Origin of the sequence: Caulobacter sp. KR2-114, from assembly GCF_049446115.1 — a bacterium.
GTDB lineage: Bacteria > Pseudomonadota > Alphaproteobacteria > Caulobacterales > Caulobacteraceae > Acaudatibacter.
Window position 1 is genome coordinate 1,149,648 of record NZ_JBMSEC010000001.1, and the last position, 25,964, is coordinate 1,175,611.

The 25,964-nt window shown below is 69.9% G+C and carries 21 protein-coding genes and 1 tRNA gene; 11 read left to right on the top strand and 11 right to left on the bottom strand.

The features are described from left to right. The first annotated feature begins 86 nt into the window (after positions 1-86). From ACO2Q3_RS05210 to ACO2Q3_RS05230, 5 genes are all read left to right on the top strand, one after another. On the top strand, positions 87-1,607 hold the full coding sequence (locus ACO2Q3_RS05210) for a response regulator (protein ID WP_423305474.1): 1,521 nt from the start codon (positions 87-89) through the stop codon (positions 1,605-1,607). A 133-nt stretch (positions 1,608-1,740) separates the two neighbouring features. Continuing rightward, the gene (locus tag ACO2Q3_RS05215; RefSeq protein ID WP_423305475.1) at positions 1,741-3,162 is read left to right on the top strand and encodes a pyridoxal-phosphate dependent enzyme; all 1,422 of its coding nucleotides are present in this window, start codon (positions 1,741-1,743) and stop codon (positions 3,160-3,162) included. Beyond that, positions 3,159-4,343, top strand: coding sequence for a trans-sulfuration enzyme family protein (locus ACO2Q3_RS05220; protein WP_423305476.1), 1,185 nt, complete (start codon positions 3,159-3,161; stop codon positions 4,341-4,343). The genes ACO2Q3_RS05215 and ACO2Q3_RS05220 overlap by 4 nt, the downstream gene beginning before the upstream one ends. A 92-nt stretch (positions 4,344-4,435) precedes the next feature. After that, complete coding sequence (locus tag ACO2Q3_RS05225; protein WP_423305477.1) at positions 4,436-5,080, top strand: FABP family protein; 645 nt, start codon at positions 4,436-4,438, stop codon at positions 5,078-5,080. Between the two features lie 258 nt (positions 5,081-5,338). Then, entirely contained in the window at positions 5,339-6,946 is a 1,608-nt protein-coding gene (locus ACO2Q3_RS05230; RefSeq protein WP_423305478.1) for a methyl-accepting chemotaxis protein, read from the top strand. Between the two features lie 35 nt (positions 6,947-6,981). Here ACO2Q3_RS05230 and ACO2Q3_RS05235 read toward each other — a convergent pair whose 3' ends face one another. The 3 genes from ACO2Q3_RS05235 to ACO2Q3_RS05245 all read right to left on the bottom strand — a co-directional run bounded on the left by ACO2Q3_RS05235 (position 6,982) and on the right by ACO2Q3_RS05245 (position 8,840). Continuing rightward, on the bottom strand, positions 6,982-7,548 hold the full coding sequence (locus tag ACO2Q3_RS05235) for a DNA-3-methyladenine glycosylase (protein WP_423305479.1): 567 nt from the start codon (positions 7,546-7,548) through the stop codon (positions 6,982-6,984). A 20-nt stretch (positions 7,549-7,568) separates the two neighbouring features. Beyond that, positions 7,569-7,645 (bottom strand) — tRNA-Met (locus ACO2Q3_RS05240). Between the two features lie 82 nt (positions 7,646-7,727). After that, positions 7,728-8,840 (bottom strand): NAD(P)/FAD-dependent oxidoreductase, encoded by a 1,113-nt coding sequence (locus ACO2Q3_RS05245; RefSeq protein WP_423305480.1) that lies wholly within the window; start codon positions 8,838-8,840, stop codon positions 7,728-7,730. Positions 8,841-8,913: 73 nt separating this feature from the next. Here ACO2Q3_RS05245 and ACO2Q3_RS05250 point away from each other — a divergent pair, with 73 nt between their 5' ends. Then, positions 8,914-10,089, top strand: a complete 1,176-nt coding sequence (locus ACO2Q3_RS05250; RefSeq protein ID WP_423305481.1) for a serine hydrolase domain-containing protein — start codon at positions 8,914-8,916, stop codon at positions 10,087-10,089. 199 nt (positions 10,090-10,288) lie between these two features. On the opposite strand, the gene ACO2Q3_RS05255 is transcribed toward ACO2Q3_RS05250, so the two are convergent. Next, positions 10,289-13,699, bottom strand: coding sequence for an indolepyruvate ferredoxin oxidoreductase family protein (locus tag ACO2Q3_RS05255; RefSeq protein ID WP_423305482.1), 3,411 nt, complete (start codon positions 13,697-13,699; stop codon positions 10,289-10,291). A 140-nt stretch (positions 13,700-13,839) separates the two neighbouring features. Between ACO2Q3_RS05255 and ACO2Q3_RS05260 the strand changes: the two genes are divergently transcribed. Together ACO2Q3_RS05260 and ACO2Q3_RS05265 are read left to right on the top strand one after the other, a co-directional pair. Beyond that, on the top strand, positions 13,840-14,337 hold the full coding sequence (locus ACO2Q3_RS05260; protein WP_423305483.1) for an Lrp/AsnC family transcriptional regulator: 498 nt from the start codon (positions 13,840-13,842) through the stop codon (positions 14,335-14,337). A gap of 94 nt (positions 14,338-14,431) precedes the next feature. Further along, positions 14,432-15,325, top strand: coding sequence for a pirin family protein (locus ACO2Q3_RS05265; RefSeq protein WP_423305484.1), 894 nt, complete (start codon positions 14,432-14,434; stop codon positions 15,323-15,325). 7 nt (positions 15,326-15,332) lie between these two features. Here ACO2Q3_RS05265 and pgsA read toward each other — a convergent pair whose 3' ends face one another. After that, entirely contained in the window at positions 15,333-15,956 is a 624-nt protein-coding gene (gene pgsA / locus ACO2Q3_RS05270) for a CDP-diacylglycerol--glycerol-3-phosphate 3-phosphatidyltransferase (protein ID WP_423305485.1), read from the bottom strand. 63 nt (positions 15,957-16,019) lie between these two features. Here pgsA and ACO2Q3_RS05275 point away from each other — a divergent pair, with 63 nt between their 5' ends. After that, complete coding sequence (locus ACO2Q3_RS05275; RefSeq protein ID WP_423305486.1) at positions 16,020-17,024, top strand: NAD-dependent epimerase/dehydratase family protein; 1,005 nt, start codon at positions 16,020-16,022, stop codon at positions 17,022-17,024. 90 nt (positions 17,025-17,114) lie between these two features. Continuing rightward, complete coding sequence (locus tag ACO2Q3_RS05280) at positions 17,115-17,465, top strand: GIY-YIG nuclease family protein (RefSeq protein ID WP_423305487.1); 351 nt, start codon at positions 17,115-17,117, stop codon at positions 17,463-17,465. 29 nt (positions 17,466-17,494) lie between these two features. Here ACO2Q3_RS05280 and uvrC read toward each other — a convergent pair whose 3' ends face one another. After that, positions 17,495-19,375, bottom strand: coding sequence for an excinuclease ABC subunit UvrC (uvrC, locus tag ACO2Q3_RS05285; protein ID WP_423305488.1), 1,881 nt, complete (start codon positions 19,373-19,375; stop codon positions 17,495-17,497). A gap of 58 nt (positions 19,376-19,433) precedes the next feature. Between uvrC and ACO2Q3_RS05290 the strand changes: the two genes are divergently transcribed. Further along, on the top strand, positions 19,434-20,165 hold the full coding sequence (locus ACO2Q3_RS05290; RefSeq protein ID WP_423305489.1) for an HAD family hydrolase: 732 nt from the start codon (positions 19,434-19,436) through the stop codon (positions 20,163-20,165). A 49-nt stretch (positions 20,166-20,214) separates the two neighbouring features. Here ACO2Q3_RS05290 and ACO2Q3_RS05295 read toward each other — a convergent pair whose 3' ends face one another. The 5 genes from ACO2Q3_RS05295 to ACO2Q3_RS05315 all read right to left on the bottom strand — a co-directional run bounded on the left by ACO2Q3_RS05295 (position 20,215) and on the right by ACO2Q3_RS05315 (position 25,873). Continuing rightward, a complete protein-coding gene (locus ACO2Q3_RS05295; RefSeq protein ID WP_423305490.1) occupies positions 20,215-21,999 on the bottom strand; it encodes a long-chain-acyl-CoA synthetase in 1,785 nt (594 codons plus the stop codon). Positions 22,000-22,119: 120 nt separating this feature from the next. Then, positions 22,120-22,923, bottom strand: coding sequence for an ABC transporter permease (locus tag ACO2Q3_RS05300; RefSeq protein ID WP_423305491.1), 804 nt, complete (start codon positions 22,921-22,923; stop codon positions 22,120-22,122). Positions 22,924-22,926: 3 nt separating this feature from the next. Then, the gene (locus tag ACO2Q3_RS05305) at positions 22,927-23,754 is read right to left on the bottom strand and encodes an ABC transporter permease (protein WP_423305492.1); all 828 of its coding nucleotides are present in this window, start codon (positions 23,752-23,754) and stop codon (positions 22,927-22,929) included. A 1-nt stretch (position 23,755) separates the two neighbouring features. Then, positions 23,756-24,748, bottom strand: a complete 993-nt coding sequence (locus ACO2Q3_RS05310) for an ABC transporter ATP-binding protein (protein WP_423305493.1) — start codon at positions 24,746-24,748, stop codon at positions 23,756-23,758. Between the two features lie 294 nt (positions 24,749-25,042). Continuing rightward, positions 25,043-25,873, bottom strand: coding sequence for a pentapeptide repeat-containing protein (locus ACO2Q3_RS05315; RefSeq protein WP_423305494.1), 831 nt, complete (start codon positions 25,871-25,873; stop codon positions 25,043-25,045). Between the last annotated feature and the right edge of the window lie 91 nt (positions 25,874-25,964).

Genomic DNA, 25,964 nt, shown 5'->3' on the forward strand with positions numbered 1-25,964 from the left:
AAAACGCACGCAACGTTATCGCGCTTAACGTCTTCGCAAGCGGCGTGCGCCATGGTGTGCCTCCAATTAGGCATCCCCGGCGCCCCATGGACACCCTTTCCCGTCTGATCGACCGCCGCGACCCGGTTGCCGCCGATTGCGCGTGCGAAACGATCCTCGAGCGCTTCATCCGCGATCCAGCCGCCCTGGCGCTGGCCGTCGTCGACCACGGCATGCCGGTGGGCGTGATCGCGCGCGAGACCTTCCTGGCGCGCATGGAGGTGCCGGGCGCCGGCGACCTCAGCGCCCGCGCCGTGATGTCCGCGCCGCCGACTGTGGTCTGCGAGACCGCGGTGGCCGCGGAGGTCGCGGCCGACCTGTCGCGCACGGCGCCGGAGACCCTGCTGGGCGGCTTCATCGTCGTCGACGAAGCGGGGGCCTACGCCGGCGTCTGCACCGCCGTCTCCCTGCTGGGCGCCGCGGCGGCATCACCCACTGCCGCCCCGACCAGCAACCTCATCGAACGCATCACCGCCGAAAGTCGCGAGCCGGTGATGAACACCCTCGCGGCCATCGAGCGCATGCGCCGCTTCCGGCTGCCCGAGGACGCCGTGGCCTGCCTGGAGACCATCTCCGAAGCCAGCCATGGCATGCTCGATCTGCTGGAGACCGCCGCCGATCTGCACCGCGCCCAGACGGCCGAACTTCGCCTCGAGGCCGAGCCGCGCCGGTTGCAGGATCTGATGGACGAGGTGGAGGCGCGCTGGCGCGCCAAGGCCGATATCGCCGGCCTGACCCTGCTGGTCTCCTACGACGGCGACCCGGACTGCGCGGCGATGACCGACAGTCCGCGCCTGATCCAGGTGTTCGACGCCCTGATCGGCCATGCCCTGACCAACGCCCGCACCGGCGTCATCGAGGCCAGCCTGAAGACCTCGCCGGCCGGTTCGCGGGTCGCCCTGCGCGGCCGGGTGCGCGACAACGGCGCACTCTACGACGGGGCCTATCTGCAGCGCATGTTCGACGACGACGCCGCGCCGGCCCCACGCTCGACCCTGGGCGTGGCCCTGGGCCTGGCCCTGGCCGGCCGGGCCATCGGGGCCATGGGCGGCCGGCTGTCGGCCGAGCCCAACATCGGCGCCGGGGCGACCATCAGCTTCGAGATCGACCTGGCCGCCGCCGAGGCGATCAGCGAACAGTCCGTTCAGGCCGAGGCCCAGGGCGGCCGGTCCGCCCACGTGCTGGTGGTGGACGACAACGCCACCAACCGCATGGTGGTCGAGGCCCTGTGCGAGATGTTCGACTGCTCCACCGAGTCCGTCGCCGACGGGGTGGAGGCTGTGGAAGCCGCCAAGGCCGGCCGCTTCGACGTGATCCTGATGGACATCAAGATGCCGCGCATGGACGGCGTCACCGCCACGCGCGAGATCCGCAAGCTGAAGGGCCCGGCCGGCAGCGCGCCGATCGTCGCCCTCACCGCCAACGCCGACCCCGACGAGGCGCGCGAATACATGGCGGCGGGCATGCTGTGCGTGGTGGAAAAGCCGATCAAGCCCGAGCGACTGCTGGAGGCCCTGGACATGGCCCTCGCCGCCAAGGAGGTCATCGACAAGGCCGCCGCCGCCTGAGGCTCGTCGGGGTCGATCGTCCCGCAGCGACGCTCCTGCCCGAAGCATCCTGCCTCGCCGTCAGCCGCACGGCGAAAAACTTGCCCACATCTTCGTGAAGCCCAGGCCGACGTTCGCACGTTAGTCTGGCGCCATGACCCTTCCGACTCACACCGGCGCGCCGCGCGCCGTCGGTTCGGCGCTCGACCTGATCGGCCACACGCCGATGCTGGAACTCACCCGGCTCGACACCGGCCCCTGTCGCCTGTTCCTGAAGCTTGAGAACCAGAATCCCGGCGGATCGATCAAGGACCGCGTGGCCCGCTCCATGATCGAGGCGGCCGAGGCCGATGGGCGGCTGAAGCCCGGCGGGACCATCGTCGAGGCCACCGCCGGCAACACCGGGCTGGGCCTGGCCCAGGTGGCGACGCTGAAGGGCTACCGGCTGGTGCTGATTGTGCCGGACAAGATGGCGCGCGAGAAGATCCTGCACCTGCGGGCGATGGGCGTGGACGTGCGCCTGACCCGCTCGGACGTCGGCAAGGGGCATCCGGAATACTACCAGGACATGGCCCAGGCCTTCGCCGACGAGACCGGCGCCTTCTACGCCAACCAGTTCGAGAACCCGGCCAACCCCCTGGCGCACGAGCGCGGTACGGGTCCGGAGATCCTGCAGCAGATGGACGGCGACGTGGACGCCGTGGTGGTGGGGGTCGGCTCGGGCGGCACCCTGACCGGCATCGGCCGCTTCATGCGCGCGCATTCGCCGAAGACGCAGATGATCCTGGCCGATCCGGTGGGATCGATCCTGCGCCACTACGTCGAGACCGGCGAGCTGATCGATGCCGGCTCCTGGGTGGTCGAGGGCATCGGGGAAGACTTCGTGCCGGTCAATGCGCAGATGGACCTGGTGGCCAAGGCCTATTCCATCGGCGACCGCGAGAGCGTCGAGACCGCCCGGGCCCTGCTGCGCGCCGAAGGCGTGCTGGCCGGCTCCTCCACGGGCACCTTGCTGGCCGCGGCCCTGCGGTACTGCCGCGAGCAGACCACGCCGAAGCGGGTGGTGACCCTGGCCTGCGACACCGGCGCGAAATATTTGACCAAGGCCTTCAACGACTTCTGGGTGGCGGCTCAGGGCTTCACCGACCGCACCCTGCACGGCGACCTGCGCGACCTGATCGCCAAGCGCTGGTCCGAGGGCGGGGTGGTGACCATCGGCCCGGAGGACACCCTGCTGACCGCCTACAACCGCATGCGTTCCTCGGACATCAGCCAGCTGCCGGTGGTCGACGATGGCCGGCTGGTGGGCCTGCTGGACGAGAGCGACCTGCTGGCCGCGGTCGAGGGCGCGGACGCCCATCGCGACCTCGCCTTCAAGTCGCTCGTGGGCAAGGCGATGACCACCAGGGTCAAGACGCTGCAGGCCGACCAACCTATCGACACCCTGCTCAGGGTGTTCGACCGCGACGAGGTGGCCGTGGTGCTGGAGGGCGAGGAATTCGTCGGCCTGATCACCCGCGTCGACCTGATCAACCACCTTCGGCTCACCAGCCAGAACGAGGCCATGACCGTATGACGCAAGCGCCCCGCGGCCCCGCCAACCGCCTCGCCTTCGCCACACGGACCGTACACGCGGGCCAGGAGCACGACCCCACCACCGGCGCGGTGATGACGCCGATCTACGCCACCTCGACCTACGCCCAGGCGAGCCCCGGCGTGCACAAGGGCTTCGAATACTCGCGCAGCCAGAACCCCACCCGCTTCGCCTTCGAGCGCTGCGTCGCCGACCTGGAAAGCGGCGCCGCCGGCTTCGCCTACGCCTCGGGCCTCGCCGCCGCCGCCACCGTGCTGGAGCTGCTGGACAGCGGCGACCACGTGATCGCCAGCGACGACCTCTACGGCGGCTCGTTCCGCCTGTTCGAGCGCGTGCGCCGCCGCTCCGCCGGGCTCGGCTTCAGCTTCATGGACCTGACCGACCTGGCCGCGGTGGAGGCGGCGATCACCCCGCGCACGCGGATGATCTGGGTTGAAACCCCGACCAACCCCACCCTGAAACTGGCCGACCTGGCGGCGATCGGCGCCCTCGCCCGCCGGCGAGGGCTGATCGCGGTGGCCGACAACACCTTCGCCACCCCCTTCGTGCAGCGGCCCCTGGAACACGGCTTCCACATCACCCTGCACTCCACCACCAAGTACCTCAACGGCCACTCCGACATGGTCGGCGGCGTGGCGGTGGTGGGCGAGGATGACCCGGAGCTGCTGCAGCAGATGAAGTTCCTGCAGAACGCGGTGGGCGCCATCTCCGGCCCGTTCGACAGCTTCCTGGCCCTGCGCGGCCTCAAGACCCTGGCCCTGCGCATGGAGCGCCACTGCGCCAGCGCCAGCCGCATCGCCGCCTGGCTGGAGGCGCATCCGGACGTGGAGCGGGTCTACTACCCCGGCCTGCCCAGCCATCCGCAGCACGACCTGGCCCGCCGGCAGATGACCGGCGGCTTCGGCGGCATGGTCTCCGCCACCCTGAAGCGCGACCTGGACGGCACGCGCCGGATGCTGGAGCGCACCCAGCTGTTCACCCTCGCCGAGAGCCTCGGCGGCGTGGAAAGCCTGATCGAGCACCCGGCCATCATGACCCACGCCACCATCCCCGAGGCGACCCGCCGCGAGATGGGCATCGCCGACGGCTTCATCCGCCTGTCCGTGGGCATCGAGGACGCCGACGACCTGATCGCCGACCTGGACCAGGCGCTGGGCGCCTGAGTCCGGCTGGAGGGGCTCCGGCGGAGAACCACCCTATCGAAATCCGCGTCCGCCTAAGCTAGGGAACCCTGCACCAGCAGGGAGTTTCGCGCATGGCCGAGTTTCCGGACGACATCTTCACCGAGCCGGAGGACGTGGATCCCGATGGGCTGGCCAACCTCGGCCCGCTCACCCGGCTGGCGGGGACCTGGGAAGGCCTGCGCGGGGTCGACGTGAACCCGAAGGCGGAAGGCCCCGAGCGGCGCATCTACCTCGAACGCATCGTCATGCAGCCGATCGACCCGCAGCCGAACGGGCCGCAGCTGCTGTACGGCCTGCGCTATCATGTCCACATCAATACCCGCGAAGAGGCCACGACCTTCCATGACCAGGTCGGCTACTGGCTGTGGGAGCCGGCCACCGGCATGATCATGCAGACGGTCTCCATCCCGCGCGGCCAGGTGGCGCTGGCGATCGGCCAGGCCCAGCCGGGCGACGACAAGCTGCTGCTCAAGGCCGTGCGCGGCTCGACCGAGGCGGGCATCGCCTCCAACCCGTTCCTGGAATACGCCTTCCGCACCGACGCCTACCAGATCGAGGTGACCTTCAATCCGGACGGCACGTGGAGCTACATCTCCGACACCACCCTGGTGGTGAAGGGCCAGGCCGAGCCGTTCCGCCACCGCGACGTCAACACCCTGACCAAGGTGGCCGAGCCCGAACCGAACCCGCTGTTCCTGGCGACGAAGGCAGACTGATTCGTAAGACGCCGCCCCCAGGGGGATCGGCGTGATCGCGGAGGCTGCGGGCCCACGCCATCCGGTTGATGCGGCGAGGACGCTCGCGGCAGGGCTGCCACGAGGCTGGCGCGCCGCCGAAGATCGGCGCTGTCGCGGCCAAACGCCGCGCCATTCCGGCGCCATGCTTAAGCTCCCATCAACCTCGCTCTGGCCCCCTCGGCCAGGGCGCCGCGCAGAGGTTCGCACGCCCTGAAGATCAAGTCCGGGCGCCGATCCATGCTCTCATTCCGTCGCAGTGAAACATCGCATTCGTCTCGCCAGTCGGCCGAGTTCGCCAAGCTCAAGGAACGCTCCGACCTGCTGGACGCCACCTGTGGCGTGGGGCTGTGGGAGGCGGTGCTCTACAACGCCGACGCCCTCGATCCTCGCAGCCAGTGGACCTGGTCGCCCGAGTTTCGCCGGCTGGTCGGCTATTCCAGCGAGTCCGACTTTCCCAACGTCTGTCAGTCCTGGTCCGACAAGCTGCACCCGGAGGATGTGGAGCCGACCTTCGCGGCCTTCGCCGGCCATCTGACGGACCGCACCGGAACGGTTCGCTATGACGTCACCTATCGGCTGAAGACCCGCACGGGCGCCTACCGGTGGTTCCGGGCCATCGGCGGCTGCCGCCACGCGCCGGACGGGGTGACGATCCACGCCTGCGGGTCGCTGATCGACATCCACGACCAGAAGACGATCGAACTCGCGGCCAAGGCGGAGGCCGACTCCGACCGGATCGCCATCGGCGAGCTGGCGGCCGCGCTGAAGGCGCTGGCGGGCGGCGACCTGACCCACGAGATCACCGTGCCGTTCTCCGCCAAGGCCCAGGGCCTGAAGGATGATTTCAACGAGGCCTCCCGCCAGCTTCGCCAGGCGATGGCGTCGGTGACCGCCGCCGCCAGCGGCATCCACGGCGGCTCGGACGAGATCGCCTCCGCTGCCGACGACCTGTCCCGGCGGACCGAGCAGCAGGCGGCCACGCTGGAGGAAGCGGCCGCGGCGCTCGACGAGATCACCGCCACCGTCAAGCGCAGCGCGGAGGGCGCCAGGCAGGCCTCGGACTCGGCCCGCTCGGCCCAGGCGGACGCCGAAAGGTCCGGCGTCATCGTGCAGGACGCCGTCTCCGCCATGGGCGAGATCTCGGGGAGCTCCGGCCAGATCAGCCAGATCATCGGCGTGATCGACGAGATCGCCTTCCAGACCAACCTGCTGGCGCTTAACGCGGGGGTGGAAGCCGCCCGCGCCGGCGAGGCGGGCCGCGGCTTCGCCGTGGTGGCGCAGGAAGTGCGGGCGCTGGCGCAGCGCTCGGCCGAGGCCGCCAAGGAGATCAAGACCCTGATCGCCAACAGCAGCGCCCAGGTCGAACGCGGCGTGCGGCTGGTGGGCGACACCGGCCAGGCCCTGGGCGCCATCGTCGTCAAGGTCGGCGAGATCACCGGTCAGATCGCCGAGATCGCGCAGTCGGCCCAGGAACAGGCGACGGGCCTCAACCAGGTCAATGTGGCCGTCAATCAGATGGACCAGGTCACCCAGCAGAACGCGGCCATGGTCCAGCAGACCGCCGCGGCCGCCACCACCATGAATGCCGAGGCCCGGGATCTGACCCAGTTGATCTCGCGCTTCAGGACCGGCGCCCAGGCGGCCGCCTCAGGCGACCGGGCAGCGCCGGCGCGGGTCTCGGCCGGCCGCGCAGAGCCTTCCCGCGCCCCCGCTCGCTTGGAGGTCGCCAGAAGCGAGCGGCATCCGCCGGCGCGCAACGTGGTGCGCGAGGCGCAGGCGAGGATCGCCGCCTCGGCCCGCGCGACACAGCCCGCGGCGGCCGTCAGCGACTGGGAAGAGTTCTGAGAGACGGCCGCTGGCGCGGCGGCGCAGGGCAGGCGTCAGCCCGCCCGCGGAAACGGCTTCGACACATGCGGTGAGCCTTTGAGGCCGAAGCGCCAGGGGGTCTCGACGCCCTTGGTCAGGCCGATGCGTGGACCGACGAGGATCTCCGCCGGCGGCGCGGCGGGCGCCAGCAGCTCGAACGGAGGTTCCGTCACGCAGAGCCCGTTCTGCGCCACCGTGATGCCCAGCGCCTGGCATAGCCGGCCCGGTCCCGAACACAGCAGCCGGGCCGCCGACAGGCCGCGCCGCTGCGCCATCACCGCCAGGCCGTCCGTCGGCGCGAGCGCGCGGATCAGCACCGCCGCGCCGGGCTGCGGCCCGCACACCAGGTTCAGGCACCAGTGCAGGCCGTACGAGCGGTAGACATAGGCCCGGCCCGGCGGGCCGAACATCACCGCGTTGCGCGCCGTCGGCCCGCGGAAGGCGTGCGAGGCCGGATCCTCCGCATCGTAGGCCTCGGTCTCGACGATCACGCCGCCGACCCCGTTCAGCCGCAGGGTGACGCCCAGCAGGCTGACGGCGAACCGCTCTGCGGGCTCGGTGAAGTCGAGGTCTCCGGCCATGGGGAAGGTCCAAAATCGAGTGGTAGCTGGGGGCGGGATCGAACCGCCGACCTGTGGGTTATGAATCCACCGCTCTAACCATCTGAGCTACCCAGCCAAAAGGGGTCACTCGTTTTGGAGGGCCGGCTTATAGGCGGGAAGTTCCGCGCCTTCAAGCCGCTTGCGGGCCCTCAGGACGGTCAGCCGCAGAGCATGCCGGCCACCGCCTCGCCGATCGCCAGCGACGACGTCAGGCCCGGGCTCTCGATGCCGAACAGGGCGACGAGGCCCGGCAGGCCATGGACGTCCGCGCCATCCAGCTGGAAGTCGGGCTGCGGCTCGCCGGGTCCATGGATCTTCGGGCGGATGCCGGCGTAGTCGGGCGACAGGGCGCCGTCCGGCAGGCCCGGCCAGAAGCGGCGGATATAGCGGTAGAATTCGTCCGCCCGCGCGGGGTCGACCGTGTAGTCCTCGGTCTCGACGAAGGCCAGGTCCGGGCCGAACACCGCCCCGCCCCCCAGGTCCTTGCGGTAGTGGGTGCCGAGCGCGCCGGGGATCGGCGGCGGATAGATCAGGTGCTCGAACGGCGCCTTGCCGTGGAAGCGGAAATAGACCCCCTTGCCCAGGTGGCGCCGGGGGATGCGCTCGCTGGGGAAGCCCTCGATGGTCGCCGCCACGGCCTGGGCCGAAAGGCCCGGCGCGGTCACCAGCAGGCGCACGGTCAGCTCCGCCGGCGCCTCCCCGCCGACGCGCAGGCGAAAGCCGCCGCCGGCCAGCGGCTCGGCGCCCAGCAGCGGGGAGCCTTCGACCACCGCCCCGCCGCGGCCTTCGATCTCGCCGCGCAGCGCATGCATGTAGCCGTGGCTGTCGAACACGCCGCTCTCCGGCGACAGCAGGGCCTCGACCACCTTCAGCCCCGGCTCCAGGGCCATGGCCTGGGCGCCAGTCAGGGTCTGCATGCCCTCGACGTCGTTGGCCAGCGCCTGGCGGCCGATCGCCTCCAGCCGCTCGACCTCGTCTTCTTGCGTGGCGACGACGATCTTGCCGCACTTGCGATAGGCGACGTTGTGCGCCTCCAGGAAGGCGTAGAGCGCGCGCCGGCCCTGCACGCAGAACCGCGCCTTCTTCGACCCCGTCGGATAGTAGAGGCCGCCGTGGATCACCTCGGAATTGCGCGAGGAGACCCCCTGGCCGATCATGGCTTCCTTTTCCAGGACCACCACCGACAGGCCGCGTTTGGCCAGGGCGAAGCCGCTCGCCAGCCCCACGGCGCCCGCCCCGACCACGCAGGCGTCGAAATCGAATTCGCTCATGCCCCTCCCCTAGCGAAAGCCGCGACCGATGCAAACCGCCCGGCGGCCTGCTAAGCGTCGGCGAAAAGGGGAGATGCGTGAGATGAAGGCGTTGTGGACGGCCGTTCTGGGCCTGGCGGCGGCGACAGTGCTGGCCGCGCCTGCGACTGCGGCGGACCCGCCGGTCGCCTTCGGCGGCGGCGGCGCCTCGATCCTGATGTGGACGCCCGAGCAGCAGGCCTGGGGCTATCGCAACATGGAGAAGATCGGCCCGGTCGCCCCGGTGAAGCGCGGCGAGCACGTCTTCCCGCTGCCCGTCGCGGCGCATCCGATCGACCCGGCCATCCGCTACAAGGGCAAGACCTATACGGCCGAGAGCTACATGGCGGCGTTCCGGGTCTCGGGCCTGCTGGTGATCAAGGACGGCCAGATCGTGCTGGAGCGCTACGGCCTCGGCCGCCGGCCGGACGAGCGCTGGACCTCGTTCTCGGTGGCCAAGTCGGTGACTTCGACCCTGATCGGCGCGGCCATCCGCGACGGTTACATCAAGAGCCTGGACGAGCCGGTCACCACCTATATCCCGGAGCTGAAGGGCAGCGCCTACGAGGGCGTCACCGTACGCCAGCTGATCACCATGACCTCCGGCGTGAAGTGGAACGAGGACTACACCGACCTCAATTCCGACGTCGCCAAGGTGGGGCTGTCGGTCCTGGAGCCGGGGGTCAACCCGGTGGTCAGCTACATGCGCAAGCTGCCGCGCGAGGCGGCGCCGGGGACCAAGTTCGTCTACAAGACCGGCGAGACGGACCTGGCCGGCATCCTGCTTTCCAACGCCGTGCACAAGCCCATGGCGCAGTACCTGTCGGAGAAGATCTGGGCGCCGTTCGGCATGGAGCAGGACGCCATCTGGGTCGAGGACATCGCCGGACACGAGCGCGGCGGCTGCTGCATGAGCATGACCCTGCGCGACTATGGCCGCATCGGCCTGTTCATGCTGGGCGGCGGCGTGGCCGGGGGCCAGCCGGTGCTGCCCGACGGCTGGGTCGCCGACGCCACCCGCCCGCACGTCAAGGACCCGCCCTATGGCTACTTCTGGTGGCTGACCCCGGGCGCCTACGAGGCGGAAGGCATCTTCGGCCAGTCGATCAGCGTGTTCCCGGCGGAACACCTGGTGGTGGTGCAGAACGCCGCCTGGCCGGCGGCCTGGAACGACGACCTGGACGGCGGACGTCAGGCGATGCTGAGCGCCGTGCGGGCGGCGGTGAAATAGCTAGGTTTGTTCGGAGAGGCCTGAACCCCTCACCCTCCCAATCGCTGATCGCGATTGGGCCCCTCCCTCTCCCTATGGGAGAGGGAATTAAATCGTTGCCGCGATAGAGAAAATCACCTCTCCCATAGGGAGAGGGAGGGGCCCGCGTGGCTTGCGATAGCAAGGCACGTGGGAGGGTGAGGGGTTCCGCCCTCGCCGACTACGCCGCCCACTCGCTCCACAGTTTCGCCTCGGCCGCCTTGGCCGGCCCCACGGACGCCTCCTTGACGTGGCCGAAGCCGCGGATCTGGTCGGGGATCTGGGCGATCTTCACCGCCAGGGGCAGGTTTTCGGCGGTGAGGCCAGCGGCGATCCGGTCGAGCCCGGCCTCGTAGTCGGTCACCAGCTGGCGCTCCATGCGCCGCTCGGCGGTGCGGCCGAAGACGTCGAGCGGGCCGCCGCGCAGACCCCTCAGCTTCGCCAGGGTCGGGAAGCCGAGCTTCAGCATCCAGTCGCCGAACGCCATCTTGCGCGGCTTGCCGTCCTCGCCCTTGCGCGCCAGCAGCGGCGGGGCCAGCAGAACCTTGGCCTTGCCGCCCTTGAAGGTCTCGCCGAGCGCCTTGGCGAAGCGGCCGTCGGAATACAGCCGGGCGACCTCGTACTCGTCCTTGTAGGCCATCAGCTTGTAGAGGTTGGCGGCCGCCGCGCGGGTCAGGGCCTCGCCGCCGCCGGCGGCCGCTTCCGCCGCCCGCACCCGGGCGATGCGGTCCAGATAGCGCCGGGCGTAGGCGCCGTCCTGGTAGGCGGTCAGCTCCCCGGCGCGGTGGGCGATCAGCGCGTCCAGCGACTTGACCGCCAGCTTCGGCGTCTCGCCCTCGCCGCGGCTGGACGGGTCGTGCGCCGCGATGCGGCCGATCTCGAACGCCTGCAGGTTCGCCTCGACCGCGGCGCCGTTCAGGCGGATGGCGCGGTAGAGGGCGCGGCTGGAGAGCGGCACCAGCCCCTTCTGCCAGGCAAAGCCCAGCATGATCATGTTGGCGTAGATGGCGTCGCCCAGCCGCCGCTCGGCCATCGCCACCGCCGGGATCGAGTCGTAGTCGCGGCAGGCGGCCGTCAGCCGGCGCGCCATGGCCCCGGCGTCGAAGCGGACATCGCGGTTGACCACGAAGTCGGCGGTGGGCTGGAAGTCGCCGTTGCCGACGGCGCGGGTGCGATCCTTGGCGTAGAGCGCCAGGGCGTCCGGCCCGGCCGCGACCAGCAGGTCGCAGGCGATCAGCACGTGGGTGCTGGCCGCCGGCACGCGGCCGCCGATGACGGTCTCCTCGGTCTCGCCGATGCGCACGTGGCTGAACACCGCCCCGCCCTTCTGCGCCAGGCCGGTCATGTCGACCACCGAGGCGGCATGGCCGTCGATGTGCGCGGCCATGGCCAGGATCGAGGCGGTGGTGGTCACGCCGGTGCCGCCGATGCCGGTGAAGATGATGTTCTTCACCCCCTCGACCGCCTCGATCTCCGGCAGGGGCGTGGAGTCGGCCGTCAGCGCCGGCAGGGGCGCGGCCTGGGCGTTGGCCGCGCCTTCCAGGGTGACGAACGACGGGCAGAAGCCGTTCACGCAGGAATAGTCCTGGTTGCAGGTGGACTGGTCGATCTTGCGCTTGCGGCCGAACTCGGTCTCCAGCGGCTCGATGGACACGCAGTGGCTTGCGGCCGAACAGTCGCCGCAGCCCTCGCAGACCAGCGGGTTGATGAACACCCGCTTCTCGGCCGCGGCCATGGTCCCGCGCTTGCGCCGGCGGCGCTTCTCCGTGGCGCAGACCTGGTCGTAGATCAGCACCGTGACCCCGGGGACCTCGCGCAGTTCCTTCTGCACGGCGATCAGGTCCTCGCGCGGACGCACCACCACGCCAGGCGCGAGGTCGGTGACCTCGGCGTAGCGTTCCGGCTCGGCGGCGACCACCACGGTGCGGGTGACGCCCTCGGACGCCAGCTGGCGGGTGATCTGGGCCACCGAGAAGCCGCTCTCGGGGTGCTGGCCGCCGGTCATGGCGACGGCGTCGTTGTAGAGCAGCTTGTAGGTGATGTGGCTGCCCATGGCGATCGAGCCGCGGATCGCCAGCGAGCCGGAGTGGTTGTAGGTGCCGTCGCCCAGGTTGACGAACACGTGCTTCTCGCTGGTGAACGGGCTGGCCCCCGCCCAGGACAGACCCTCGCCGCCCATGTGGCTGGTCAGGTCGGTCTGCGGATCGGAGAAGCTGGCCATGTAATGGCAGCCGATCCCGGCCAGGGCGCGGGACCCCTCCGGCAGCCGGGTCGAGGTGTTGTGCGGGCAGCCGGAGCAGAAGTACGGCTTGCGGATCTGGTCGGCGCCCAGGCTGACGGCGGCGACGCCGGCGGCGGACACCCGGTCGAGGTAGGCGTTGACCCGCTCCATGTGCGGGCCGGGCGGCAGGCGGTCGGCGATGGCAAGCGCGATTTCCGCCACCGACAGCGACCCCAGCGTCGACAGCAGCGGATGGCCCTGTTCGTCGACCTTGCCGATCACCTTGGGCTGGGCATGGGCGGGCAGTTCGTAGAGGGCGGCGCGCGCCTGGGCCTCCAGCAGCGGGCGCTTGTGCTCGACCACCATCAAGGTTTCCAGCCCGCGGGCGAAGCCGCGCAGGCCGGTGGGCTCCAGCGGCCAGGGCATGCCGACCTTGTACAGCGAGACGCCCAGCGCGGCGGCTTCCTCGAGGCCGAGGTTCATGGCCGCCAGCGCCTCCAGCACGTCCTTCCAGGCCTGGCCGTGGGCGGCGATGCCCAGGCGCGGGCGCGAGGAGGTGAGCACGGCGCGGTCCAGCCGGTTGGCCTTGGCGAAGGCCAGGGCGGCCGGCAGCTTGAACAGCCGCAGGCGCCGCTCCTTGTCCATCGGCTGGTCCTTCAGCCGGATGCCGAGGCCGCCGGGCGGCATCGAGAAACCCTCGGGAATGATGAACCGGTGGCGGTCCAGGCCGATGTCGATGGTGGCGCCGGAGTCCATGGTGTCGGCCAGGGCGATCAGCCCGGTCCACAGGCCGGAGAAGCGCGACAGCGCATAGCCGGCCAGGCCGAAGTCCAGCACCTCCTGCACGTCGGCGGGGGCCAGCACCGGCATCTCGAAGTCCTGGAAGGCGAACTCGGACTGCGACGGCAGGGTCGAGGACTTGCAGGCGTGGTCGTCGCCGGCCACCGCCAGCACCCCGCCCTTGGCCCAGGTTCCGGCGAAGTTGGCGTGCTTGAAGGCGTCGCCGGTGCGGTCCACGCCCGGCGCCTTGCCGTACCACATGCCGTAGACGCCGTCGTACAGCGCGCCCGGGAACAGGTTGGCCTGCTGGCTGCCCCACACGGCGGTGGCGGCCAGGTCCTCGTTGAGCCCCTCCTTGAAGACGATGTTGCGTTCGCCCAGGAACTTGCCGGCCCGGTGCGCCTGCTGGTCCAGGCCGCCCAGGGGCGAGCCGCGGTAGCCGGAGAGGAAGCCCGCGGTGTTCATCCCGGCGCGGGCGTCGAGCCGCCCCTGGTCCAGCAGCACCCGCAGGAGCGCCTGGACGCCGGTGATGAAAACGCGACCACTTTCGAGCACATATTTGTCGTCAAGGGTCACGTCGGCATGGCGCATTGAAATTTCCTTCCCTTCGGGCTGGCTCTCCCGGCCGCAAGAATATATAAGCACCCGGAAAACGCTTGCCAAAGTCGTGCCCGGCAAACGGTCTTTTTGAGCAACGAGTTTGCGATAAATCGGTTTCGGAGGGTAGGTTCTTGTCCGATATGCTGGACGCCGTAGACGCTAAAATCCTCGACCTCATCCAGCACGACGCCGGATTGTCGGTCGCCGAGATCGCCGAACGGGTCGGCCTGTCGTCCAGCCCGTGCTGGCGGCGCATCAAGCGCCTGGAGGACGACGGCGTGATCCAACGCCGGGTGACCATTCTCGATCGCGAGAAGCTGGGCCTGGATTTCGAGGTCTATTGTACCGTCAAGCTCAGCCTGCCGACCAAGGAAAACCTCGAGACCTTCGAGCAGTCGGTGAAGCGCTGGCCCGAGGTGGTGCAGTGCGCCACGGTCACCGGCGCGGCCGACTACGAACTGCGCATCGTCACCCGCGACATGCACGCCTTCGACGACTTCCTGCGCGACAAGATCCTGTCGCTGGGCCTGGTCTCGAACATCGAGAGCCGGATCGTCATCCGCTCGGTGAAGAACTCCACGGCGGTGCCGCTGGGCCTGATCAGCCCCTACGTCGGCGCGCGGGTCTAGCACGGCGTCCGGCAGGGCGATTTCCTCCTAGCGACGGCGCGGCCGGCATCGCATACGCTGCGGACCACGGCTGGCTGCAGGAGGAACGCGCGAGATGATCGAACTGGTGATCGACAGTCGTCGGCGCGACCTCGGCGGCTTCGAGGTGGGGCGCGTGCTGCCCTTCGCCATGCACCGCATGGTCGGGCCGTTCATCTTCTTCGATCACATGGGACCGGTGGACTTCGCGCCGGGCTTCCCGCGCACCGCCGACGTGCGCCCGCATCCGCACATCGGCCTGTCGACCGTGACCTACCTGTTCGAGGGCGAGATCACCCACCGCGACAGCGTCGGCTCGGAGATCGCCATCCGGCCGGGCGAGGTCAACTGGATGACCGCCGGCCGCGGCATCACCCACTCCGAGCGTTTCGAGACCCTGCGCAGGACCGGCGGGTCGATGCATGCGATCCAGGCCTGGGTCGCCCTGCCCGACGGTCAGGAGGAAATCGATCCCGCCTTCGCCCACCATGGCGAGGGCGACCTGCCGACCTACCAGGGCGACGGCCTGTGGGCGCGGCTGATCGCCGGCAAGGGCTTCGGGGCCGAGGCGAAGGTGAAGACCCATTCGCCGATGGCCTACGCCCACTGGCGGCTGGACGGCGGCGCCAGGGGCGGTATTCCGGCGGAGTATCCCGAACGCGCGGCGTTCGTCGCCTCGGGCGAGGTGGAGATCGACGGGCGGACGCTGAAGGCCGGTCAGATGGCGGTGTTCGCGCCGGGCGAAACCGTCGCGGTCAGCGGGGTCGTCGACTCCGAACTGATGATCATCGCCGGCGAGCCGATCGGCCCGCGGTTCATCGACTGGAACTTCGTCTCCTCGTCCAAGCAGCGCATCGAGCAGGCCAAGGCCGACTGGCGGGCCCAGCGCATGAAGCTGCCCGACCTCGACCACGACGAGTTCACCCCGCTGCCGGAGCCGCGGCCCGAGCCGCCGCCGACCATGTCCTGAGGGCGGGTCAGCCCTCGCTCAACGCCTTTCGCGCCTGTTCCCAGTACTGGGCGCCGGTGATCAGCGTCACCAGCGCCGCCAGCCACAGCACCGAGTGGGCGAAGACGGTGACATAGTTCAGCGCGGTTGAGTTCGGCGGCAGGTGGAAGGCGACCCAGGCCACCACCAGGATCTCGGCCCCCAGGGCGACCAGCTGCAGGGTGGTCTTCCACTTGGCCAGCACCGTCACCGGCAGCTTCACCGCCTTGCCGGCCGCCACTTCGCGCAGGGCGCTGACGGTGAATTCGCGGAACAGGATCAGCGCCGCCGGCAGCACGACCGCGGGGTTGGCGCCCTCGCACAGCAGGCCCAGCACCGCGCCGCAGACCAGCACCTTGTCGGCGATCGGATCCAGGATCGCGCCCCAGATGGTGGTCGCGTTCATCCGCCGCGCCAGCCAGCCGTCGAAGAAGTCGGTCACCGCCGCCACCACGAAGGCGCCGAACGCCCAGCGCTGCAGGCTCTGCTGCAGCGGCAGCGTCAGGGTGTCGGAGAACCAGGGGACGTCGCCCGCCGCCGCCGCCAGGGCGAAGAACATGAACAGCGCCAGGGCGAGGCGCAGGCCGGTCAGCAGATTCGGGATGTGCTTCATTGGGCTAACCTAACGCCCAAGGCCGGCTAATGTCGCGGGCGACACGTTTGCGAGGAGGCCGGAATGGCGAGAAAGGCCCTGATCATCGGCGGCTCCGGCCAGATCGGCCGGGCGACGGCCAAGGCGCTGCTGGCGGACGGGTGGGCCGTGACCGCGGGCCAGAAGTCGCCCACCGGCTTTCCCGACGACCTGCGCCGCGCCGGCGTCGAGGTGATCCACCTGGACCGCGAGGAGCCGGGCGTGCTGCCCCGCATCGTCTACGGCGGCTTCGACGCGGTGATCGACACCGTCGCCTACGACGACCGCCACGCCCGCCAACTGCTGGCGGTGCAGGGCGACGTCGGCGCCTTCGTGGTGATCTCCACCGGCAGCGTCTATGCCGATGCGCAGGGCCGCACCCTGGACGAGGCGGCGAGCGGCGGCTTCCCGCAGTATCCGGTCCCGATCGCCGAGGACCAGGCGCGCACGACGCCGGGGCTTGAGACCTATTCCACGCGCAAGGTGCTGATGGAGGACGTGCTGCTGGCCGAGGCGCAGCGGCCAGTGATCCTGCTGCGGCCGTTCGCCATCTATGGCCCCGGCTCGCGCCATCCGCGCGAATGGTGGTTCGTCAGGCGGATCCTCGACGGGCGCCGCCGCATCCCCCTCGCCTGGGCCGGCGAGAGCCGCTTCCACCAGAGCGCCACCGCCAACATCGCCGAACTGACCCGCGTGGCGCTGCAGTCACCGCAGACCCAGGCCCTGAACGCCGCCGATCCGCAGGCGCTCAGCGTGCGCGAGATCGGCGAGGCGATCGCGGCGGCCTACGGCGTGACGCTGGACTTCGCCTTGCTGGACGGCCCCCCGGTGAAGGGCGTGGGCGCCACCCCGTGGAGCGTCGCCGCCCCCCTGGTCGCCGACATGTCCCGCGCCGAGGCGCTGGGCTACCGCCCGGTGGCCACCTACGCCCAGGCCGTCGGCGAAGCCTGCCGCTCGGCCGAGGCGGCGGCCAAGGCCGGCGTGGAATTCCCGGCCTATATCAACGCGATGTTCGACTACGCGGCGGAGGATGCGGTGCTGGGCCGCTAGCATTTGTTCTGTTTTCGTTCTATATTCTAAGAGTTTCATCCCGACGAAAGTCGGGACCCAGGCAAGAGCCTCGGCTTGGCGGGGTCTGCGATGTTTTACACCTACATCTTGGCGAGCGGACGAAACGGCACGCTGTACATCGGCAGCACGCAAGACCTGTTGAACCGCATCCACCAGCACAAGGCCAAGGCCGTTCCCGGCTTCACCGCCAAGTACGGCGTGGACCAGTTGGTCTGGTACGAGCCGCACACGGATCGCCACCAAGTCTTTCGTCGCGAGCGGCAGATCAAGGAATGGCGGCGGCTCTGGAAGCTTCAGTTGATCGAACGCACCAACCCCAATTGGCTGGACCTCGCCGAAGGGCTGGAAGAGCGGCTCTCTCGCGAGGAAATGTTGAGCATGTGGCAAGACGTGCCTGGGTCCCGGCTTTCGCCGGGATGAGAAGGTTTATTGAATGGAATCAATAAAACTCACCCCTTCCTGAAATAGTCAAACACCCGCTGGGCCAGCGCGGCGCTGACGCCTTCGACCTTCTGCAGGTCTTCCACCGAGGCCCGGCTCACCCCCCGCGCCGAACCGAAGGCGTGCAGCAGGGCGCGCTTGCGGCCCGGGCCGACGCCGTCGATCTCGTCCAGGGGGTTCTTCTTCAGGTCCATCGAACGGCGCGTGCGGTGGGCGCCGATGGCGAAGCGGTGGGCCTCGTCGCGCAGGCGCTGCAGGTAGTAGAGCACCGGGCTCTTGGGCTCGAGCATGAACGGCTCCTTGCCCGGGATGAAGAACCGCTCCAGCCCCGCGTCGCGGTCGGGCCCCTTGGCCACGCCGACCACGGCCACGTCGTCGACCCCCAGGTCGGCCATCACCTCCAGGGCCGAGGCCAGCTGGCCGGCGCCGCCGTCCACCAGCACCAGGTCCGGCCGGGTGGGGTTCTCGCCCGCCTCCTCCTCCTTGGCGAGGCGGGCGAAGCGGCGGCGCAGCACCTCGTTCATCATCGCGTAGTCGTCGCCGGGGGTCAGCTCGGTGCTCTTGATGTTGAACTTGCGGTACTGGCTCTTGGCGAAGCCCTCCGGGCCGGCGACGATCATGCCGCCCACCGCGTTGGTGCCCATGATGTGCGAGTTGTCGTACACCTCGATGCGCTCGGGCGGCCCGTCCAGGCCGAACGCCTCGGCGACCCCCGCCAGCAGCTTCGACTGCGCCGAGCTCTCGGCCATCTTGCGGCCCAGCGCCTCGCGCGCGTTGGTGTGGGCGTGGCGCACCAGGTCGGCCTTCTCGCCGCGCCTGGGCAGGGCGATCTCCACCTTGCGCCCGGCCTTGATGGCGAAGGCCTCGGCCAGCAGCTCGCGCTCGGCCGGCTCGACGCTGACCATGATCAGCTTGGGGATCGGCTTGTCCTCATAGAACTGGCCGAGGAAGGCGGACATGATCTCGGCGTCCTCGTCGGCCTTGTCGACCCGCGGGAAATAGGCGCGGTTGCCCCAGTTCTGGCCGGCGCGGAAGAAGAACACCTGCACGCAGGCCTGGCCGCCCTCGGCGTGCAGGGCGAACACGTCGGCCTCGTCCACGGTCTCGGGATTGACCTGGGTTTCCTGCGCCACCGAGGACAGGGCGCGGATGCGGTCGCGCAGCCGCGCGGCGCGCTCGAACTCGAGGTCCTCGGCCGCGGCGCTCATCTCCGAGGCGATGCGCTCCATCACCGCCCGGCTCTTGCCGCGCAGGAAGTCCTCGGCCTCGCCCACCAACTGCTCGTAGTCGGGGATCGAGATCAGCCCGGTGCACGGCGCCGAGCAGCGGCGGATCTGGTGCAGCATGCAGGGCCGCGTGCGGCTCTCGTAGACGCTGTCCGAGCACGAGCGCAGCAGGAAGGCCTTCTGCAGGGTGTTCAGCGTCTTGGTCACCGCGAAAGCGCTGGCGAAGGGGCCGAAATAGTCGCCCTTGATCGAGTGCGCGCCGCGATGCTTCTTCAGCTGCGCCGCCGGGTGCTCGCGGCGGATGACGATCTCGGGGAAGCTCTTGTCGTCGCGCAGCAGCACGTTGAAGCGCGGCTTCAGCGACTTGATCAGATTGATCTCGAGCAGCAGGGCGTCCGTCTCGGTGCGGACGGTGGTGAACTCCATCGAGCGGGTCAGGTCGACCATCAGGGCGATGCGCTGGGTGTGGAAGCGGCCCTGGGCGTACTGGATCACCCGCTTCTTCAGCGAGCGCGCCTTGCCGACGTAGAGGGCCTCGCCGTCCTCGCCGAACATGCGGTAGACCCCCGGGGCGTCGGGCAGCCGGCGCACCTCGTCCTTGATCAGGGCGGCGCCGATCAGCTTCGGTTCGGACAGGTCGGAGGTCATCCCGGTGTCTGGCATCGCCCTGATATAGTCGAGTCCGTGGGCAAGCTCACGGGCCTGGATTAAGGGTGCTGACATGCCGAACTTTCCGCGCGCCATCCTGTTCGATCTGGACGACACCATCATCTCGGCCTACGCGCGGCCGGAACTGGCTTGGCTGACGGTCACCAGCGAACTGGCCGAGCACCTGGCCCCGCTGACCCCGGAGGAGGCCACCAGGGCCGTCGCCGACTACGCCGCCGACTTCTGGAGCGACGAGGACCGCCACCGCGAGCATCGCCAGGACCTGGGCGCGGCCCGGCGCAAGATCGTCGCCGGCGCCCTGGCGCGGCTGAACGCCGAAGGCCGCCAGCCGTTCGCCGCCGACCTGGCCGTGCGCCTGGCCGACCGCTTCACCGACTACCGCAACGAGCAGATGACCCTGTTCGAGGGCGCGCACGAGACGCTGGACGCCCTGAAGCGGCACGGGGTGCGGCTGGCGCTGGTGACCAACGGCGCGGCGGCCGACCAGCGCGCCAAGGTCGCCCGCTTCGACCTGGCCCCCCGCTTCGACCATATCCAGATCGAGGGCGAGCACGGCTTCGGCAAGCCGGAGGAGCGCGCCTATCGCCACGCCCTGGAGGCGCTGAAGGTCGAGCCGCACGAGGCCTGGATGGTCGGCGACAACCTGGAATGGGAGGTGGCCGCGCCCCAGCGCCTGGGCATCTTCGCCATCTGGCACGACCACGTCGGCGACGGCCTGCCACACGGCAGCCCGGTGCGCCCCGACCGGATCATCACCCGGCTGAGCGAGCTGCTCGACGACTGAAGCGCCTGCGCAGGCCGCCAATTCGTCGCGTAGCTCACCTGGCCGGGGCTCACAGCCGCATGCGGCCGGCCTGGATGTCGGCGAACAGCGCCGGGGTGATGGGCTGGTAGCCCTTGCCGTCCTTCACATACAGCGGCTGCAGCACCTTGGCCGGATCGAAGCCGTCGGCCACCAGGTCGACCTTGCGGTACTTGAAGGTGCCGGTGGTCTCGATCTGCGGCAGCAGCCGCAGGAACAGCGGCTGCTCGTAGGCCGGCAGCTCGCGCGCGACATAGTCGGCGAAGGCGGCCAGGTCGAAGCCGGGACCGGTGACCAGGCCGGCCATGCCGGCGCGGCCCTCCATGTCGCCCACCTTCACCCCATAGACGTTGGCCTCGCTGACCCCCGGCGCGCCGAGCAGCCGTTCGGCCACCTCGCCGGTGGAGACGTTCTCGCCCTTCCAGCGGAAGGTGTCGCCCACCCTGTCGACGAAATAGAAATAGCCGTCCGCGTCCTGGCTCATCAGGTCGCCGGTGCGGAACCAGCGGTCGCCCTTGGCGAACACGTCGTGCAGCACCTTCTTCTCGCTGGCCGACTTGTCGGCGTAGCCGCTGTACGCCGTGCGGGCGTCGTCGTGGATCTGGCCCAGGCACTCGCCGGCCTCGCCGGGCGCGGCCTCGACGCAGAAGCCGTCCGCGCCGCGCACGGGCGCCTCGGCCTCGACGTCGAAGCGCACCAGACGGATGTTGAACACGCCGCGCAGGTACTTCGGCGCCCGACCGATGGCGCCGCGCTGGCCGTCGAAGTTGAACATCGACACATTGCCTTCGGTCGAGCCGTAGAACTCCAGCACCTGGGGCACGTGGAAGCGGTCGACCAGCTGGTCCCAGACGTCCGGCCGCAGGCCGTTGCCGAACGCCAGCCGCAGCTTGTGCTGTGTCTCCTCCGGGCTTGGCGGCAGGTGGGTCAGATAGCGGCAGAGTTCGCCGATATAGACGAACTGGGTGCAGCCCTCGGCGACGATGTCCGGCCAGAAGTGGCTGGCGGAGAACTTGCGCTTCAGCGCCACCGAGCCGCCGTTCAGCAGCGCCGCGCCCACGCCGCAGAGGCCGCCGGTGGCGTGGTACAGCGGCAGCGGCACATAGATGCGATCGTCCGGACCGGCGTCCGTCGCGCCGGCGAAGCCGCGCATGTACAGCTGGGCGCGCATGTGGGTGATGCGCGCGGCCTTGGGCAGGCCGGTGGTGCCGCTGGTGAAGATGAACAGGGCGGTGTCGCGGGCGGTCATGCCGTCGCGCGCCGACGGGCCCGGCCGCAGGCTGGAAACCCCCTTCATCGCCTGGCCCAGATCGCGCTGGCCGCTGTGCGCCGCGCCCAGCATCCACTCCTGCATGTCGTGCGACAGCAGCGTGCGGGCGGCCTCGAACGGCGGCCAGGTGTCGTCGTCGACGATGATGTGCCGCGCGCCGGAGATGTTCACGCAATGCGCCAGGGTCTGGCCGGCCAGCTGGTTGTTGATCAGCGCCGTGGCCACTCCGACCTTCGACAGGCCGTACCAGATGGCCAGGTATTCCAGGCGGTTGGGCATGAACAGCGCCACCACGTCGCCGCGGTGGATGGCCTGGTCCTGCGCCCAGTGGGCATAGCGATTGGCCATGGCGTCGAGCTCGCCATAGGTCAGCGAGCGGCCTTCGAAGGTGATGGCGCAGCGGTCGCGCCACTTGTCGACCGCGGCCTCCAGATCGTCGCACAGCAGGTTGGCGGACTGGGCGGAGATGCTCCGCACACGGCCGAGGGTGCGCATCAGTCCCCTCAGGAAGCGCCACTCCCGTTTCAGACGGGCAGACAAACGCATCCTGAAAACCTCCCACACCAGCCCGGCAAGCTTCGCGGATAGGCTGACAGGCGGTCAAGCGATTGAACGGATGGGGCGCCCGCGGGCGATTACCCGTGGCGCCGGCGCCTCAGGCGCCCGTCAGGACCCCGTCGAGGTGTAGTGGCGCACGCCGAAGCCCCAGGCCCAGAGGGCGACGGCCAGGAAGGCGAAGCCGGCGGCCGGCGTCAGCGGCAGGACCCAGGCCGGCGTCCCCAGGGGGTCGGCCCGGCCCATGGCCGCCAGCATCGGAAAATAGGTCACGCAGCCGATGGGCACCACGAAGGTCAGGACGTTGCGGAACCAGCCGGCGTAGATGTTCAGCGGATACTCCGCCGCCGCCTCGCCGCCATAGGTCAGCACGTTCATCACCTCCAGGCTCTCCACCGTCCAGAAGGACATCGTCGCCTGGAACACGAACAGGCCGGAGAACAGGGCGATGCCGCCCAGCGCCGCCCACAGCAGGATCGCCAGCGCCGCCGGGCCGAAGGTGATGTGGGTCAGGTGGACGCCGATGGCGAACACCAGCATCCCCTGGACCAGCCGGCCGACCCGGGTCAGACGCAGCTCGTAGCCCAGCAGCTGCAGGGCCGTGGTGCGCGGGCGCACCAGCAGCCTGTCGAAGCCGCCGGTCTTGACGAACACCTCGCCGAACACGTCGAAGCCGCGGGTCACGGCGTCGCCGAAGGCGAAGATCATGCTGACCAGGCCGTAGAACAGCGACACCTCGCCCAGGCTCCAGCCCTGCAGGTGGCCGAACCGCCGGAACAGCGCCCACACGCCGACGAACTCGATGACCGTCACCAGGAAGGCGCCGCAGCTGAGCAGCAGGAACGAGCCCGGATAGGCCATCTGCGCGCGGATCGAGAAGGCGGTGTAGCGAAGGTAGAGACGAAGGGCGCCCATGGATCAGCCCCCCTGGATCTGCAGCCGGGTCATCACCCGGCCCAGCCACCAGCGGCCGAACCCGACCAGGACGGCCACCCAGACGAACTGCAGCGCGATCGCCTGCAGCGCCGGGGCGCCGGAAAGCCCCCCGAAGTAGATGCTGAACGGGATGTCCACCAGGCCGGCGAACGGCTGGGCGCGCAACCAGGGGCGAACGGCGTCGGGGAAGAAGGCCAGCGGGATCACCATGCCGGTGAACAGGTTGGCCAGCGGCGCGGCCAGGGTGTTGGCGCCCCGGTCGGTCATGGTCGCGGCCATCACCACGTTGAGCAGCACGGTGAACGCAGCCGACAGCAGCATCATGCCGATCGCCGAGACGGCGAACAGGGTGGCGGCCTGCCACGTCGTCGGCGGCGGCAGGCTCCACTTGCCCAGCCCCGCCAGCGGCAGCAGCACCGAGGCGAAGCCCACCATCAGCGCCGCCCGCGGCAGCACCTTGGCCGCCGACCAGGCCAGGGCGCGGGCATACCAGAAGCTGTAGGTGTCCACCGACCGCAGGCGCTCGTAGGCCACCGCGCCGGAGCGGACCATGCCCGCCACCTCGGGATCGGCGTACCACGGCAGGAAGGCGAGGAAGGCCTGGCCCAGCCAGGTGTAGGTGATCGCGTCGCCCAGGCTCATCGGCGCCTTGCCGGCCCCGCCGGCATAGAAGGCGGCGAACACCAGGATGCGGATCACCCCGAACCAGCACTGGGTGGCGAACCCCGCCAGCGCCGCGGCGCGGTACTGCAGCGTCAGCTGGAAGCGGCCGGCCAGGACCGCGATGTACGGGCGCAGCAGTTCGAACACCTCACCCCTCCCCCGCCCCGTGCAGGTCGTAGAAGCGGGCGATCACCTCCTCGATGGCCGGCTCGTCGACGTGCAGGTCGGCGACCGCGTGGTCGGCGGTGATGCGGCTGACCAGCTTCGGCGTCGGGATCACCCGCGGGTCGAAGGCCAGCTCCAGCGAGCGCCCATCCCTCGACCGCACCGTCACACCCTCCAGCGCAAGGTCCGGCGCCTCGCCCTCGAAGTCGACGAACAGCCGCCGCTCGGCCAGCACCCCCTGGCGCAGGGCCTCGAACGGGCTGTCGGCCAGGATCACGCCGTTGCCGATGACGATCACCCGCTCGGCCAGGGCCTCGATGTCGTGCATGTCGTGGGTGGTCAGGATCACGGTCACCCCGCGCTCCTTGTTCAGCACCCGCACGAAGTCGCGCACGGCCAGCTTCGAGGTGGCGTCCAGGCCGATGGTCGGCTCGTCCAGGAACAGGATCGACGGCTCGTGCAGCATGGCCGCGGCGATCTCGCAGCGCATCCGCTGGCCCAGCGATAGCTGGCGCACCGGCTGGTCCAGCAGCTTCTCCAGCCGCAGCAACCCGACCAGCTCGTCGCGCGTGCGGCGATAGCGGTCGGGCGCCACGCGATAGATGTCGCGCAGCAGGTCGAAGCCCTCGATCACCGGCAGGTCCCACCACAGCTGGGTGCGTTGGCCGAACACCACGCCAATACGCGCCACATGCCGGATGCGGTCGCGCCACGGCGTCAGACCGTCCACCTCGCAGCGCCCGGCGCTGGGCTCCAGGATGCCGGACAGGATCTTGATGGTGGTCGACTTGCCGGCGCCGTTCGGGCCGATGAAGCCCAGCAGTTCGCCGGCCTCCAGGCTGAACGAGACGCCCTTGAGGGCCTCGATGGTCCGCCAGCGACGACGCACGAGTCCGCGCACCGCGCCCCAGGCTCCGGGGTCACGTTCGGCCACGCGATAGGTCTTCGCCAGACCTTCGACGAGGATCTGGGGCATGCGGAGAACCGCCGGATGAAAATGAGAAAGGCGCGGACCCTAGGAAGGCCGAGCTTCGCCGTCAATGGGCGATCGCTGTTCTTGTGCGAGGCTTGTCCAGGACGTTCCGACTCTTCGAACAGTATCCCCTAACTCGCTCATCCCGACGCAAGTCGGGACCCAGGAACAACTCTCCGCCGACGGGCCATTTCAGGGGATGAGGCTGGACACCGATCGAGTGGACGGATGCTTTTGCCTGGGTCCCGACTTGCGTCGGGATGAGCGGGAGATGGAAATTTCCGAACCCCAACAAAACTACTCGGGCTGAACGTCGATCCCCATGGCGTCGAGCAGCCGGTACTGCTGGTCGGGGGTGATCTTCAGGTCGCGGTAGGTGGCCAGACGGCGGATGTCGAGGCCGCTGACCTCGGCGCCCCGCAGGTCCGCGCCGGCCAGCCGGGTCTCGTCAATGATCGCCTGAAACAGATCCGCGCCGGCCAGATTCGCCCCCTCCAGGTCCGCGCGCGACAGGTCCGCCTCGCGCAGCCGGGATCGGGAAAGATCGCAGCCCGGCAGCCGCGCCCCGCCCAGTTCGACCAGACCGAGGTTGCAGTCGGTGAGGGTGGCCGCGGCGCGCACCACGTTGCGGCCGAACGCCCGCGAGAAGCTCGAGCGCGGAAAGGCAGCGCCCATCAGGTTGCAGGCGTCCATGACCACCGCGTAAAGGTCCGCCCCGTCGAAGCGGGCGCGGCTGAGGTCGCAGCGGGCGAACCGCGCCTCGTCCAGGCGGGTGAAGGCGAAGACTGCCCCCTGGTCGCGGTCGGCGAAGCTGCAATCCTCGAACACCGCCTCGCGCAGGTCGGCGTGGCTGAAGCGGCAGCGCGTCAGGCGACAGCGCTCGAAGCGCGCGCCCTGCAGCACGGTGTTGGAAAACGCCACCCCGTCCATGCGGCAGCCGGCGAACACCGCATCGGCGAGGTCGGCGTCGGTCCAGTCGGCGGCGGAGAGGTCCTGGTCCTCGATGCGCGCGCCTGGCTCCAGCCCGCTCAGGAGAACCGCTCCCAGGCCGACTGGCGCGACACCCCCAGCGCCGCGCCGATCACCGCCCAGGACACCTCCCGCCCGCGCAGGGTCTCGACCACCCACTGCAGCTGATTGCCCTTGCCCTGCAGGGTGTCCTCGATGGGCTTGAGCTGGGCCAGCAGCCGCTCGGTGGGCAGCTGCTCCGGCGGGGTGA

Bases quoted from the DNA above. Each gene is read 5' to 3' on its own strand.
- ACO2Q3_RS05300 (WP_423305491.1), bottom strand. From the start codon at position 22,923: ATGGGCGCCCTTCGTCTCTACCTTCGCTACACCGCCTTCTCGATCCGC.
- ACO2Q3_RS05275 (WP_423305486.1), top strand. From the start codon at position 16,020: ATGGCGAGAAAGGCCCTGATCATCGGCGGCTCCGGCCAGATCGGCCGG.
- ACO2Q3_RS05235 (WP_423305479.1), bottom strand. From the start codon at position 7,548: ATGGCCGGAGACCTCGACTTCACCGAGCCCGCAGAGCGGTTCGCCGTC.
- ACO2Q3_RS05295 (WP_423305490.1), bottom strand. From the start codon at position 21,999: ATGCGTTTGTCTGCCCGTCTGAAACGGGAGTGGCGCTTCCTGAGGGGA.
- pgsA (WP_423305485.1), bottom strand. From the start codon at position 15,956: ATGAAGCACATCCCGAATCTGCTGACCGGCCTGCGCCTCGCCCTGGCG.
- ACO2Q3_RS05280 (WP_423305487.1), top strand. From the start codon at position 17,115: ATGTTTTACACCTACATCTTGGCGAGCGGACGAAACGGCACGCTGTAC.
- ACO2Q3_RS05265 (WP_423305484.1), top strand. From the start codon at position 14,432: ATGATCGAACTGGTGATCGACAGTCGTCGGCGCGACCTCGGCGGCTTC.
- ACO2Q3_RS05245 (WP_423305480.1), bottom strand. From the start codon at position 8,840: ATGAGCGAATTCGATTTCGACGCCTGCGTGGTCGGGGCGGGCGCCGTG.
- ACO2Q3_RS05220 (WP_423305476.1), top strand. From the start codon at position 3,159: ATGACGCAAGCGCCCCGCGGCCCCGCCAACCGCCTCGCCTTCGCCACA.
- ACO2Q3_RS05250 (WP_423305481.1), top strand. From the start codon at position 8,914: ATGCGTGAGATGAAGGCGTTGTGGACGGCCGTTCTGGGCCTGGCGGCG.
- ACO2Q3_RS05210 (WP_423305474.1), top strand. From the start codon at position 87: ATGGACACCCTTTCCCGTCTGATCGACCGCCGCGACCCGGTTGCCGCC.
- ACO2Q3_RS05310 (WP_423305493.1), bottom strand. From the start codon at position 24,748: ATGCCCCAGATCCTCGTCGAAGGTCTGGCGAAGACCTATCGCGTGGCC.
- ACO2Q3_RS05225 (WP_423305477.1), top strand. From the start codon at position 4,436: ATGGCCGAGTTTCCGGACGACATCTTCACCGAGCCGGAGGACGTGGAT.
- ACO2Q3_RS05255 (WP_423305482.1), bottom strand. From the start codon at position 13,699: ATGCGCCATGCCGACGTGACCCTTGACGACAAATATGTGCTCGAAAGT.
- ACO2Q3_RS05230 (WP_423305478.1), top strand. From the start codon at position 5,339: ATGCTCTCATTCCGTCGCAGTGAAACATCGCATTCGTCTCGCCAGTCG.
- uvrC (WP_423305488.1), bottom strand. From the start codon at position 19,375: ATGCCAGACACCGGGATGACCTCCGACCTGTCCGAACCGAAGCTGATC.
- ACO2Q3_RS05290 (WP_423305489.1), top strand. From the start codon at position 19,434: ATGCCGAACTTTCCGCGCGCCATCCTGTTCGATCTGGACGACACCATC.
- ACO2Q3_RS05215 (WP_423305475.1), top strand. From the start codon at position 1,741: ATGACCCTTCCGACTCACACCGGCGCGCCGCGCGCCGTCGGTTCGGCG.